The 12901-nt window shown below is 61.1% G+C and carries 13 protein-coding genes; 7 read left to right on the plus strand and 6 right to left on the minus strand.

The genetic code is table 11. The annotated features are described in order from the left end of the window. Positions 1-96 precede the first annotated feature (96 nt). The 3 genes from ACQ66M_RS13560 to ACQ66M_RS13570 are packed head-to-tail and all read left to right on the plus strand — an operon-like array spanning position 97 to position 2747. Entirely contained in the window at positions 97-1257 is a 1161-nt protein-coding gene (locus ACQ66M_RS13560) for an acyl-CoA dehydrogenase family protein (protein WP_430404483.1), read from the plus strand. After that, positions 1258-2493, plus strand: coding sequence for a serine hydrolase domain-containing protein (locus ACQ66M_RS13565; protein ID WP_350171422.1), 1236 nt, complete (start codon positions 1258-1260; stop codon positions 2491-2493). Continuing rightward, positions 2490-2747 carry a DUF3253 domain-containing protein gene (locus tag ACQ66M_RS13570; RefSeq protein ID WP_350171423.1) on the plus strand — a complete coding sequence of 86 codons (258 nt, stop codon included), beginning with the start codon at positions 2490-2492 and terminating at the stop codon, positions 2745-2747. The genes ACQ66M_RS13565 and ACQ66M_RS13570 overlap by 4 nt, the downstream gene beginning before the upstream one ends. Here the strand turns inward: ACQ66M_RS13570 and ACQ66M_RS13575 are convergent. The 3 genes from ACQ66M_RS13575 to ACQ66M_RS13585 form a co-directional block, all read right to left on the minus strand. Continuing rightward, positions 2738-3259, minus strand: coding sequence for a SixA phosphatase family protein (locus tag ACQ66M_RS13575; RefSeq protein WP_430404485.1), 522 nt, complete (start codon positions 3257-3259; stop codon positions 2738-2740). The genes ACQ66M_RS13570 and ACQ66M_RS13575 overlap by 10 nt on opposite strands. After that, entirely contained in the window at positions 3256-3744 is a 489-nt protein-coding gene (locus tag ACQ66M_RS13580) for a DUF3291 domain-containing protein (RefSeq protein WP_430404487.1), read from the minus strand. Before ACQ66M_RS13580 ends, ACQ66M_RS13575 begins: the two co-directional genes overlap by 4 nt. Before the next feature lie 102 nt (positions 3745-3846). Beyond that, positions 3847-4647: an enoyl-CoA hydratase/isomerase gene (locus ACQ66M_RS13585; RefSeq protein WP_350171426.1), complete on the minus strand. Its 801-nt coding sequence runs from the start codon at positions 4645-4647 to the stop codon at positions 3847-3849. Between the two features lie 147 nt (positions 4648-4794). Here ACQ66M_RS13585 and ACQ66M_RS13590 point away from each other — a divergent pair, with 147 nt between their 5' ends. Together ACQ66M_RS13590 and ACQ66M_RS13595 are read left to right on the plus strand one after the other, a co-directional pair. Next, positions 4795-6231 carry a coniferyl aldehyde dehydrogenase gene (locus tag ACQ66M_RS13590; RefSeq protein WP_430404489.1) on the plus strand — a complete coding sequence of 479 codons (1437 nt, stop codon included), beginning with the start codon at positions 4795-4797 and terminating at the stop codon, positions 6229-6231. Between the two features lie 74 nt (positions 6232-6305). Then, complete coding sequence (locus ACQ66M_RS13595; protein WP_430404490.1) at positions 6306-7385, plus strand: sensor histidine kinase; 1080 nt, start codon at positions 6306-6308, stop codon at positions 7383-7385. Positions 7386-7415: 30 nt separating this feature from the next. Here the strand turns inward: ACQ66M_RS13595 and ACQ66M_RS13600 are convergent, their stop codons facing one another. Both ACQ66M_RS13600 and ACQ66M_RS13605 read right to left on the minus strand, forming a co-directional pair. After that, the gene (locus ACQ66M_RS13600; RefSeq protein WP_350171429.1) at positions 7416-8987 is read right to left on the minus strand and encodes a DEAD/DEAH box helicase; all 1572 of its coding nucleotides are present in this window, start codon (positions 8985-8987) and stop codon (positions 7416-7418) included. Between the two features lie 267 nt (positions 8988-9254). Next, complete coding sequence (locus ACQ66M_RS13605; RefSeq protein ID WP_350171430.1) at positions 9255-9851, minus strand: superoxide dismutase; 597 nt, start codon at positions 9849-9851, stop codon at positions 9255-9257. Between the two features lie 85 nt (positions 9852-9936). On the opposite strand from ACQ66M_RS13605, the gene ACQ66M_RS13610 reads away from it, so the two are divergent. After that, complete coding sequence (locus tag ACQ66M_RS13610; RefSeq protein ID WP_350171431.1) at positions 9937-10566, plus strand: squalene/phytoene synthase family protein; 630 nt, start codon at positions 9937-9939, stop codon at positions 10564-10566. 2 nt (positions 10567-10568) lie between these two features. Here ACQ66M_RS13610 and trmFO read toward each other — a convergent pair whose 3' ends face one another. Then, complete coding sequence (gene trmFO, locus ACQ66M_RS13615) at positions 10569-11975, minus strand: methylenetetrahydrofolate--tRNA-(uracil(54)-C(5))-methyltransferase (FADH(2)-oxidizing) TrmFO (protein WP_430404493.1); 1407 nt, start codon at positions 11973-11975, stop codon at positions 10569-10571. 96 nt (positions 11976-12071) lie between these two features. Between trmFO and ACQ66M_RS13620 the strand changes: the two genes are divergently transcribed. Continuing rightward, positions 12072-12893, plus strand: a complete 822-nt coding sequence (locus ACQ66M_RS13620) for a hypothetical protein (protein ID WP_430404495.1) — start codon at positions 12072-12074, stop codon at positions 12891-12893. Positions 12894-12901 lie beyond the last annotated feature (8 nt).

Consider the following 12901-nt stretch of genomic DNA (forward strand, 5'->3'; position numbering starts at 1 on the left):
CCTCCCTTTTGGCTTTGATACCGCACAGTCACCCTTCGACAACCCTGTCGCAACGGCATATCATGGTTGGGACCAATAATTCACGGGAGCAAACTGATGGCTTTTGACGCCGAAATTCGTGCCGCCCTGATCGAACAGGTTCGCCGGTTCGTGAACGAAAAATGCATACCGATCGAGGCGGAAGTCGGCGACAATGATGTTGTCCCGCAATCCATCGTCGACGAGATGAAGCAGCTTGGCCTGTTCGGCATCGCCGTTCCGGAAGAATATGGCGGTCTCGCGCTGGACATGGAAACCGAGTGTCTTGTGGCATTCGAACTGGGCAACACGTCGCCTGCCTTCCGCTCTGTGGCAGGCACGAATATCGGCATTGGCAGTCAGGCGCTGGTCCTGTTCGGTACCGATACACAGAAATCGAAATGGCTGCCCGGCATTGCCAGCGGCGACCTGATCGCAAGCTTTGCGCTGACAGAGCCGGAAGCAGGCTCCGATGCCGGCAGCCTGACAACCAAGGCGATCCGCGACGGTAACCATTACGTGCTGAATGGCACCAAGCGTTACATCACCAATGCCAACAAGGCCGACCTGTTCACGGTCATGGCCCGCACCGATCCGTCCATGCCCGGCGCCAAGGGCGTGTCGGCCTTCGTGGTCGAGCGCAGCACGCCCGGCGTGTCCGTGGGCCAGCCCGAAAAGAAAATGGGCCAGCAGGGCGCCCACATCTGCGACGTGATCTTCGACAATGCACGCGTTCCGGTCGAAAATCGCCTGGCTGGTGAGGGCGAAGGGTTCAAGGTGGCGATGAGCGTGCTCGACAAGGGCCGCCTGCACATCTCCGCTGTCGCGACCGGCGTGTCCGAGCGCCTCATCAGGGAAATGGTCAATTACGCGCTTGAGCGCAAACAGTTCGGCAAGCCGATCATGGATCATCAGCTGATCCAGGCAATGATCGCAGATAGCCAGGCTGAAACCTATGCCGCGCGCTGCATGATCCTCGACGCCGCGCGCCGCCGCGACGCCGGCGAGGACGTCACGATGCTCGCGTCCTGCACGAAACTGTTCGCCACGGAGGCGTGCGGCCGCGTCGCGGATCGCGCGGTGCAAGTGTTCGGCGGTGCAGGCTATGTAACCGACTATGGCATTGAGCGCTTCTACCGCGACGTGCGCATCTTCCGCCTCTATGAAGGCACGAGCCAGATCCAGCAGATCATCATCGCCCGGGAACTCGCCCGGGCCGCCAAGGCAGGAAACCTCTAGATGTTCGACCACGACCCCACCGATCCGCACGAAGTCGGCCTCAACGCCGAGCGCCTTGAAGCGATTCCGGAATATTTCCGAGAGAATTACATCGACACCGGCAAGCTGCCCTGCATGGCGACGCTCGTGTCGCGCGGTGGTGAAATTGCGCTTGAAGACTATTCTGGCACCACCGAAATGGGCGCAGGCGAGCACATCGGGCCGCACACGATTTTCCGCATTTATTCCATGACCAAGCCGCTTACGTCGCTGGCGGCGATGATGCTGTTCGAAGAAAGCAAGCTGCGCCTCGACCATGACGTCAGCCGGTACATCCCGGAATTTGCCGACGTGATGGTGTGGGATGCAGGCGACAAGGACACTTTCACGACCCGCAAGCCGGACCGCCCCATGAAAGTGCTGGACCTGTTTACGCACACGTCCGGCCTCACCTACGGGTTCATGATGCAGCACCCGGTCGATTTCCTCTACCGGCAGGAGAAGATTGGGCGGCCGGACGAAACCCTTCAGGCCATGTCGAAACGGCTGGCGGCGCTTCCGCTCCAGTGCTCGCCGGGCGCTGAATGGTGGTATGGCCATTCAATCGACGTGCTCGGCGCGATTGTCGAGATCGTCTCGGGCATGGAGCTGGATGAATTTTTCCGTCAGCGCATTACCGGCCCGCTCGGTATGCACGACACTGAATTCTGGGTGCCGGAAGAAAAGATCGACCGTCTCATGGCCTGCTACCAGAAAGATGCGGAGACAGGTGTGACCAGCCTCGCAGACGGGCCCGGCAGGGCCTCGAAGCTCTACACCAAACGCCCCACATTGCTGAATGCGGGCGGCGGTCTCGTTTCCACCCTGCGCGACTATCACCGCTTTGCCCTGATGCTGTTGCGCGGCGGTACGCTGGACGGCCAGCGCCTTGTCAGCCCGAAAACGGTTGAGTTCATGCGCCAGAATCATCTTCCCGGCGGCAGGACGATGCGCGACATGGGCAAGTCCATGTTCACGGAAGTCATGTCTGACGGCGTGGGTTTCGGCCTCGGCGGATCGGTTGTCGTGGATGTCGTGGCTGGCCAGCAGCCCGGCAGCGAGGGCACGTTCAGCTGGGGCGGCCTTGCGTCAACTTTCTTCTGGGTGGATCCGGAAGAGGAGATCATCGCGATCCAGGCCACGCAATTGATGCCGTCCTCGACCTACCCGATGCGCCAGCAATTCCAGCAACTCGTCTACGCGGCGATCGACTGGTGAGCGAGCCGGGGCACAACGCTGTCCGAGACGCGATCCTGAAACTGACGGCGGAGTGCGGCGTCGGCAAGACGATCAGCGCCGAACAGGCCGCCCGTGCGGTGAGCGAGGAAAACTTCCAGCGTGTCTTGAAGGATGTGCGCGCAGAGGCCGTGCGTCTGGCCAAGGCGGGAACCATCACGATCTATCGCAAGGGTAAGCCGGTCGACCCGGATACGTTCAAGGGTGTCTACCGGCTGGGTCTGCCTCAGGGCTGATACGGCGCGCCATACCGGCGCAGTTCAGACTCAACGGTGTCGCCCGAGATTCGCAACACATAGAGGCGGTCATATTCGGCCGCCTCATTGATTTCAACGCCCGGTTCACCTCCCAGGAGCCCCACCAGATCGGGAGTCGTGTTGGAGTGCCCAACAACGAGTATCCTGCCGCTTTGAGAATTCAACTCAGACACGAAAGAAAGCGGGTCTGACGCATCATAGAAATAGACCGGCAAGGACATGAAATCGGCCAGCGGCGCGGCCGTTTCGCGTGTTCGCGCATAGTCGGTGGAATAGATGTGCGCAATACCCGCATCAGCCAGCGTGTCGGCAAGCAACTGGGCGCGCGCGGCGCCTTCCGGCGTAAGCGAGGGATCATCACCCGCCTGCTTTTCTGCGTGTCGCACAAGATAGATCGTCCGGTCAGGTTCGGGCGGACCGGGGCGTGTACATGCTGCGAGCAGTAGGGTTCCTGCAGCCAGACGCATGAGGCTGCGCCGCGTCAGCCTCATGCGACCTGTGGCCGGAGAATCGGCTGATCGAGAGAGAAAGCATAATTGCTCGAACCGTTTTCACGCAGGTGCAGCAGCCGCTGCCATCCGTCTTCCATTGTGAAGCGTTCGCCGCGCGGGGCCCACCACATGACAAATCCCGCCCCCTGGCTGCGGTCGAGCTGTTCTTGCAGGCGCCGCATACCGGCAGAATGGGTTTTGCCCGAATAGACGAAGGTGCGCATGTCTTCGAGTGACCTCCAGCCGGCCATCGTGCAGACATCGGGCGCGGCCATGCCATTCGGATAGGGGAACGCCTGATAGAGATCTCGCCAGTCGCCGTCCGGTTGTCTCAGCCCGTGCGTATGCCAGTGTACGCCGTCAAAGCTGTCGGCATCGCTGAAAATGCGGGGAAGAATAGCGAGGAACACACGAACGAATTCGTTTTCAAATGTGAACTCGCCCTTCGGGCGCGCGCAATTGAAATGGATCAGTCGATAGTCCATGCGATAATCCGCCCCCCGGCCCATATGTACGTCTGTCGCAGGTTGTCATGGATGCCTTACTCTATCCTTAATCGCATATGAAATGATGCAATCACAGGATGATCATTTTCCCTTGAATTCGGCCTTGCGTTTTTTGAGGAAGGCCGTCACGCCTTCCTTGAAATCGTCGGTTCGGCCAGCCGTCCGCTGGGCAAGGCGTTCGGCGCGCAGCGCACCATCGAAATCGCCATCGCAGGCGGCCCAGACCAGTTTGCGTGTCATGGCCAGCGCCAGTGTCGGTCCCTCTGCAAGCTGCCCGGCAATCTGCTTTGCCGTCGCCATCAAGGCGTCATCTTCGACGACGCGGTTGACGAGCCCCCAGGACATGGCCTGCTCGGCCGGCACCTTTTCGCCCAGCAGAGTCATTTCCATAGCCCGTGCCCGTCCGATGGTGCGGGCAAGCAGGTAGGTGGAGCCACCGTCGGGAACGAGGCCGATGCGGCGGAATGCCTGCAGGAAATAACCGCTCTTGCCGCAGATCACGAGATCGCCGATCAGACCCAGCGCGCAACCAACACCTGCGGCGGCACCGTTCACGGCCGTGATTACGGGATGGGGATGGTCTTGGATTGCCAGGATGAGGGGGTTGTAGTGCGTTTCAAGCGCCCGGCCTGCGTCCGGCTGGGACCCGGGGTGGCTCAGCGCGGTCCCGCTACCGGGATTGGCGCCGAGATTGGCGCCTGAACAGAAGCCGCGTCCCTTGCCCGTCAGGATCGTGCAGCGGGCCTCGGTGCGCGCCGTTTCGAATGCGTGGAGCAGCTCCTGCGCCGTGTCGATGCCGCAGGCATTCATCGTCGCCGGATCATCGAAGCTGATGATGGCGGTGCTGCCGTCCAGTTCGTAGGAAATCTTTTCATAGGCCATCTGTGTCGCTCCCGGATATGTTTGCGCGCAATCTAACCAGTCCTGCCCACATGGGAACGCCTCACGCAGCGGCAATGTATTTCCCTTTGTTAACAGCTGAACGCGGGCTACAGTGTTCACACGAAGCACGGCATGGGAGAATTTGGCATGGCACTCGACAGCGCAACCGGCACGGGTATGGAATCGATTCTGACGCGGCAGAAGGCAGCTAACCTGCGTGACGGCATTCCGTCGGCGGCAAAGCGGATTGAATGGATCGACAAGGCCATAGACCTGCTGATCACGCACGGCGATGCCTTCAACGATGCCATGTGCCAGGATTTCGGTCACCGCTCCAAAGACCAGTCGGGATTTACCGATATTGTTTCGTCGATCGGCGCGCTGAAATTTGCCAGGAAGCATGTTCACAACTGGATGCGGCCGGAAAAGCGGAAGGTGGAATTTCCGCTGGGCCTGATCGGGTCCCGGGCCCAGCTGCAGTTCCAGCCCAAGGGTGTTATCGGCGTAATCAGCCCCTGGAACTTCCCCGTGAACCTGACTTTCACGCCACTGGCAGGCGTCTTTGCCGCTGGCAACCGGTGCATGATCAAGCCATCCGAATTTACCGAAGCCACCTCGGAACTGATGAAATCCGTGATCGCACAATACTATGACGAAGAAGAAGTGGCCGTCATTACCGGCGGCCCGGAAGTCGGCGCCGAGTTCACCAAGCTGCCTTTCGACCATATCCTGTTCACCGGCGCGACCTCGGTTGCCAAACACGTCATGCGGGCGGCCGCCGACAATCTCGTGCCCCTCACCCTCGAACTTGGCGGCAAGAGCCCTGTTATCCTCGGCCGGTCGGCTGACATGCAGAAGGCGGCTAACCGCATTATGGCCGGCAAGACGCTGAATGCGGGCCAGATCTGCCTCGCGCCGGACTATGCCTTCGTGCCGAAGGAAAAGACGGCGGAATTCACGGCGGCAGCAACCAGCGCCGTGCAGAAAATGTTCCCGAGCGGCCTGAAGGACAATGACGATTACACTTCCATCGTAAACCAGCGGCACTTCGACCGGATCATGGGATATCTCGAAGACGCGCGCGCCAAGGGTGCTGAAGTGATCGAAATCAATCCGACCGGCGACAATTTCTCGCAACAGCCGCACCACAAGATCGCCCCGCACATCATCGTTGATCCGACTGACGATATGAGCGTGATGCAGGACGAAATCTTCGGTCCGATCCTGCCGATCAAATCCTACGGCGAAACCAGAGATGCGATTGCCTATATCAATGCCAATCCGCGGCCACTGGGCCTGTATTACTTTGGCGAAGATTCGGCCGAACGTGACACGGTGCTGAACAACACCACATCCGGCGGCGTCACCGTCAATGACGTCATCTTTCACGTCGCACAGGAAGACCTGCCCTTCGGCGGCGTCGGCCCGTCAGGCATGGGCAGCTATCATGGTCGCGAAGGGTTCTACGAGTTCAGCCACAAGAAGTCCGTTTACACGCAGACAGGCAGTGAGATGCTGGCAATGATCCGGCCGCCCTATACGGATGCCTTCCGCAAGCAGATGTCGTCCCGGCTGAAACGCTAATGCACAAGGCGTTCGGGTGTCGCCTGCACAGGGCATAGCCGGGCGACTTGCTGCGCGAACTCGCAGGCATGTGAATGCTAAGTACAGTTGAAGGCTTCAAGTCGGTTGTTCTCGATCAGCTCGCCGAAGGTGTCATCGTCGCGGATGCGGATGGCCGGATCATCAGCGTGAACCGCGCTGCGGAAGAGCTTCACGGGCGGGTCAGGCTGGACGTGCTGCCGGACGGTTATTCTGAAAGCTACGCCCTCCTCACAATGGACGATCTGCCCTATCCACCAGACGACCTTCCTCTGGCGCGGGCCGTTCTCAAGGGCGAATCCGTCGTGGACGTGCCGTGGAAAATCCGCCGGCCTGATGGCTCTGTCATCATCGCCGTCGGAACGGCCCGGCCGGTACGCAACGCCGCTGGCGATCAAATCGGCTCTGTGCTGACAATGCGGGATGATACGCTCCGTGTGCGTGCGGAGCAGGAATTGCTCGAGGCGGTCAGGATAAAGGACGCACTGCTGTTTGAAGTCAATCACCGCGTGCGCAACAGTCTTCAAATCGTGTCCTCCATACTCGCACTACCCTTGAAGCGCGTACAGGACGATCTGGCGCGCGAGACGCTTGCTTTGACGCAGCAGCGCATAGAAGTGATCTCGACGATCCATCGTAGCCTCTATGAACTTGGCAAGCATGACGAAGTTGATTGCATCGCCCTGTTGCCAGAGCTGTGCAAGGACGTTATCGAAACCTGTTCGGTACACGGGGCGGTTGGCTTCATTTGCGAAACCCGCGGGGAGCTGGTTCTGCCAGTCAGCAAGGCGACGTCCGTATGCCTTGCTGTGACAGAGCTGATCACCAATGCATGCAAGCACGCCTATCAGGGCCGCACCCGGGGGGGCGTCCGGCTGTTGCTGGACGGCGCGACCGATCAGGTGCTGATCCGGGTCGAGGATGACGGTGTTGGCATGCGGACCGTATCCGGGAAAAGCGAACACCGAGGTATCGGCATGATCCTTGTGGACTCGCTGGCCAAGTCCCTCGCTGCCGATATCAGTATCGATTCAGGCCCCTCGGGAACGTGCTTTACCATCGCCTTCACCAAGCCTGGACCGGTTCCGGACCTGTCGCATGCATTGGTCACAAACCGGCACAACAAGGACGTCTGAGTCCCGGCTGTGCCCGGTATTGATCGGGTGTCAGCGCTTCAGGAACGCCGGAACATCGTCGCCGAAGCCTTTGACGCGTTCAGGTGCTGGCGCCAGGATCGGATCGTCATCCTTGCGCTTCTGGTCGCGCTGCGGACGGCCACCGCGTGACCCACGCTCGCCCCGCGCCGTCTTTTCGCTGGCGTCATCCCTGTCAGTCTTTTCGACCTTTTCGGATTTGTCAGCCTTCGGTGCGCGCGCGCGCTTGGACTTTTCAGTCCGTTCCGGCTTGGGCGTGTTCTCGGCTTCAGGCTCTGCCTTTGCGATTTCAGTTTTTGGCGCGTCCGATGCCGCTGTACTGCGTGACCGGCCACGTTCCGGGCGGTCACCGCGGCCACGACTGCGGCTGCTGCCACCGCTGCCACGATCACCACGGCCGCCCCGGCTGGAGCGTTCTTCCGGTGGCAGGTTTTCCAGTTCCTCGAGCAGGCCTTCCGGCATGTAGGATTCGACATCCTGCTGGATCATCTTGAGAACGAAACTCCAGGACTTTTCATCCGTTGGCGACACAATCGTGAAGCTTTCACCTGTGCGTCCGGCGCGGCCTGTCCGGCCGATCCGGTGAACATAATCTTCGTCTTTCGGTGGCGGCGAGTAGTTGAACACGTGGCCAACATCTGGAATGTCCAGGCCGCGCGCGGCAACATCCGATGCGACCAGCAATTTCAGGTCACCATCGCGGAAGCGCTGCAGCACTTCGGTGCGGAACGCCTGCGGCAGGTCGCCATGGATAGCTGCGGCATCATGTCCGTGTTTCTGAAGCGACGCGGCAACAACATCGACCTCGACCTTGCGGTTGCAGAACACGATACCGTTCTTCACGTCACGGGACTCGATCACGCGGCGCAGGGCCGTGCGCTTCGCCTTCGCGTCATTCGACGGAATGTGTACAACATGCTGCGTGATCGTCTTAGCCGCGTCCGTGGGGCGGGCGACTTCGATCTTGACTGGATTGCGCTGGAAGCTTTTTGCCAGGCGCTGGATGTCCGTCGGGAAGGTGGCCGAGAACAGCAATGTCTGCCGGTTGGGCGGCAGTTTCGCCACGATCTTCTCGATATCGGGAATGAAACCCATGTCGAGCATGCGGTCGGCTTCGTCGATGATGAGATAGTCGACACCCATCAGCAGCAGCTTGCCGCGTTCGAACTGGTCCATCAGGCGGCCGGGCGTTGCGATCAGAACATCAACGCCGCGCTGGAGCAGGCCTTCCTGTTCCTTGAAGCTGACGCCACCGATCAGCAGCGCCATGGTGAGTTTCAGATACTTGCCGTATTTCTCGAAATTCTCTGCCACCTGCGCGGCAAGTTCACGTGTCGGGCAGAGGATGAGGCAGCGCGGCATGCGGGCCCGGGCCCGGCCGCGCGCCAGCCGGTGGATCATTGGCAGCACAAAAGCGGCTGTCTTGCCTGTGCCTGTCTGAGCGATGCCGGTAATGTCACCGCCCGCGAGAATGTGGGGGATGGCTTCCAGCTGGATCGGGGTGGGGATCGTATACCCAGCTTCTTCTACAGCTTTCAGTACGTTCGGCCCGAGGCCGAGATCTGCAAATGTTACGTCGTTCAAAGTGTTTCCAGTCCAAGGATTGTTGAGAATACCCGACGCTGCCCGAATGGCAGCCTTGCCGGGCGAATCCTGAGCCCGGAACGTCTGTTGCGCTGCACATAGTTCAAATTGTGGAAAAGGTGAAGGGTTCTCCGGCAGAATGGTCGAATCAGCGCCGGAAGGATCGCAAGCCGGGGCTGCCCATATGCGGCCCATGCTCTTGCTCACCGGCCAAAAAAAGACCCGCCGTCTCCGGCGGGTCCTGTTCATTTGCCTGCCGCGACGGGCCTAGGCGAGGTTATTGTTCGCGAAATCCCAGTTGATCAGACTATTCAGGAACGCATCCATATAGTTCGGACGGCTGTTCTGGTAATCGAGATAATAAGCGTGTTCCCAGACATCCATGGTCAGGATCGGCGTAACGCCTGCCTCGGTCAGCGGCGTTTCCGCGTTCGGGGTCTTGGTGATGGCCAGCTTGCCATCCTTCTCGACCAGCCAGGCCCAGCCTGAACCGAACTGGCCGCCACCTGCCGCCTTGAAGTCCTTGACGAACTGGTCGTAGCCGCCGAGATCCCGGTCGATCATTTCTGAGACCTTGCCGGTTGGCTTGCCACCGCCGCCGGGCTTCATCGAGTGCCAGTAGAACGTGTGGTTCCAGACCTGTGCCGCGTTGTTGAACAGGCCGGCTTTCGATTTATCGCCAGCGGCCTTGTTGATGATCTCTTCCAGCGTCGCGTTCGCCAGGTCAGTGCCTTCGATCAGGCCGTTCAGGTTCGTCACATAGGCCTGATGGTGCTTGCCATGGTGGAAGTTCAGGGTCTCCTCGGAAATGTGCGGGGCGAGGTCGCTACGTCCATAAGGGAGGTCGGGAAGTGAAAATGCCATGTCAGCATCCTTTCTTGCATAAGATTGACTGGTGTATCAGCGCGTCATCCCACATATGGGTTCCATGTCAAACGAGACCAGCCCCTTGAGCAAAACACAATGGAAGGCGATCGATGCCCGCGTGAAGCGAGTGGACGAAGATCGCTGGATATCAAGCCGCTTTGCTCCCGAGATTTATCGCAACGCCCTGATAGCACTTTACGCGCTGGCTTACGAGCTGGCCCGCGTCCGGCTCGCCGTGACGGAGGAAACCCTGGGTGCCATCCGCTTCCAGTGGTGGCGCGATGCGCTGTCCGAGATCGAGGCTGAACAGGCGCCGCGCGCCCACGACGTGTGCCTGGCCCTCTATGAGGAAATCGCCTGCCAGCGGCTGAAGGTTGGCGCGCTGCAGAAACTCATCGACGGCTATCAGGCCGCATTCGAGGCTGAGGACCGCGCGCGAGAACCAGAGGCGTGGCTTGCCGCCGTTGCCGCCAGCGTGCTCGCCGGCGCGCATGGCTGGGGCACCGAAATCCAGCAGGTCGCACCGGCCTATGCTGCCGCCCGCCGCAGCGAAACCAAGGCGTTCGGTCCGCATGTCGCGCCGGCACCCAAGCCGATCCGCCCGGCCATCGCCCACTTCCGCCTGCGCAAATTCTACTGTGACGGCCGCAACCCGAACCCGATCACCAAGCGGCTCTGCATCATGAAGGCAATGAATACCGGCGAAGTGTGATCCTATTCGGCGGCAACCAGTGCCGCTTCGCCCGCCAGCCATGCATCAACATCTTCCAGCGCGCGCACCGCCTGTGCCCGCTTCTTGGCGCGGCCCTTGTCCTTGCCGCGCAGCCGTTTGCCGTCCGGGCCGACTTTCGAATAATCCGTGATGTCCGGGAACAGGCCGAAATTCACGTTCATCGGCTGGAAGGTCTGCTTGCCCTCCAGATGGCCGCCCGTGATGTGCCGCACCAGCGCGCCCAGCGCCGTGGTCGGCGGTGGCGGTGCCAGCGTGCGGCCGAAGCGCTCAGTGGCGGCAAACCGCCCGGCCAGCAGACCCATCGCCGCGCTCTCGACATAGCCTTCAACGCCAGTCACCTGACCTGCGAAGCGCAGGCGCGGCATGGATTTCATGCGCAACTGCTCATCCAGCAGTTTCGGCGAATTCAGGAACGTGTTGCGGTGGATGCCGCCGAGGCGTGCAAACTCCGCTTTCTCGAGACCCGGGATCATCCGGAAGATTTCAGCCTGCGCGCCATGCTTCAGCTTGGTCTGGAAGCCCACCATGTTCCACAGCGTGCCGAGCGCATTGTCCTGGCGCAGCTGTACCACGGCGTGTGATTTCACGGTCGGGTCATGCGGATTGGTCAGGCCGACCGGCTTCATCGGGCCGAAGCGCAGCGTCTCGCGCCCGCGTTCTGCCATCACTTCAATCGGCAGGCAGCCTTCGAAATAGGGCGTGTCCTTTTCCCAGTCCTTGAACTCGGTCTTCGGCGCTGCGATCAGCGCATCGAGAAAGGCATTATACTGGGCCTCGTCCATCGCGCAGTTGATATAGGCTGCCGTGTCTCCGCCGGGGCCCGGCTTGTCATAGCGGCTCTGGCGCCAGGCCTTCGACATGTCGACGGAGTCCATGTAGATGATCGGCGCGATGGCATCGAAGAAGGCCAGGTCGCCTTCGCCCGTATGCGCATGGATCGCCTCGGCCAGCGCCTGCGAGGTCAGCGGCCCGGTCGCGATAATCACGCTGTCCCAGTCTTCGGGCGGAATGCCGGTAATTTCCTCGCGCACCACGGTGACCAGCGGATGCGCCTTCAGCTTGGCCGTAATCGCCTCGGCAAAGCCCTCGCGGTCCACCGCCAGCGCGCTGCCGGCAGGCACCTGATGGTCTGCCGCCGTGGTGATGATCAGGCCGCCCGCGCGGCGCATTTCCTCGTGCAGCACGCCGACGGCATTGGTCGTATGGTCGTCGGAACGGAAGGAATTGGAACAGACCAGCTCGGCCAGCTTGTCCGTCTGGTGGGCTTCGGTGCCCTTCACGCCGCGCATTTCGTGCAGGATCACGGGCACGCCCGCATTTGCCGCTTGCCAGGCAGCTTCGGACCCGGCCATGCCGCCGCCGATGATATGTATGGGTTTGATGCTCATGGGAGGGGACATGCGCAGCCCGGTCCGGCGCGTCAAGATGGTGTTTGCCGCCAGCCTCCTTGCAGTTTAGGTGTCTCGGCAGTGAGGAGCGCAAGAATGGCCGATAAACTTCCAGTCGTCGGGATCGCCGTGGACTCATGGCTGCTTGCCCTGCGCAGCTTCGTGCCCGGCCTGCCATGGCTTGCGGCCCTGATGGTTGCCGCCGGATTTTACCGGCTGGCGCTCGGCTCGGCAGCGGGCGGCGGTTCGCTGGTTGCCTTCGCCCTTTTGGCGGCAGTGTTCCTCGCCGGCGTGGCCTATTCACTGCAGGTCTACCGCGCGATGCTGGGCCGGCCGGCTGGCAAGTTCATCCAGCTCGCCCATGCCAACCTCGCTGCCTATATGGCATTCATTTTCATTGGCGTGTTCATCGGCTTTTTCCTCGCCATCCTGCCCGGCATCCTGCTCGAAGCTTCCGGTCGCACCGATCTGGGCGTCGACACATCGCCTGCCATCGTCCAGGGGGCCTTCATGGACATGTTGCCCACCGCCTATGGCGCGGTGTTCCTCGTCGCCTGCGCGGCCGGGCTATGGGCGCTGTGTTTCCTGGCCTTGCGATTGCTCCTGATCGGCGCCGCCACCGTTAGCCGCGGCGAAACCATGGTGTTCCGCACATGGCCCTGGACCAAAGGGCACAGCCTGCGCCTCGGCCTTGCGGCTATGGCCACCCATGTTGCGCCCTTCGCCATCGCTGTCACAGCCAATGCCGCGCTCGATCCCGTGCTTGGTGCCAGCTATGCCGGGCTGTTTGCTGGCGGGGCGCTGGGTATGCTCCTGCTCACCCCGTTCATACTCGCAGGCCACGCTCTGGCCGTAACCGTACTGCCCCGTCTGGCACCGGACGAGAATGACGCACCAGCGATTGCCCCGGCACCGTAAATCGCTTT

The sequence above is a fragment of the Hyphomonas sp. genome (assembly GCF_965284475.1).
Lineage (GTDB): Bacteria > Pseudomonadota > Alphaproteobacteria > Caulobacterales > Hyphomonadaceae > Hyphomonas.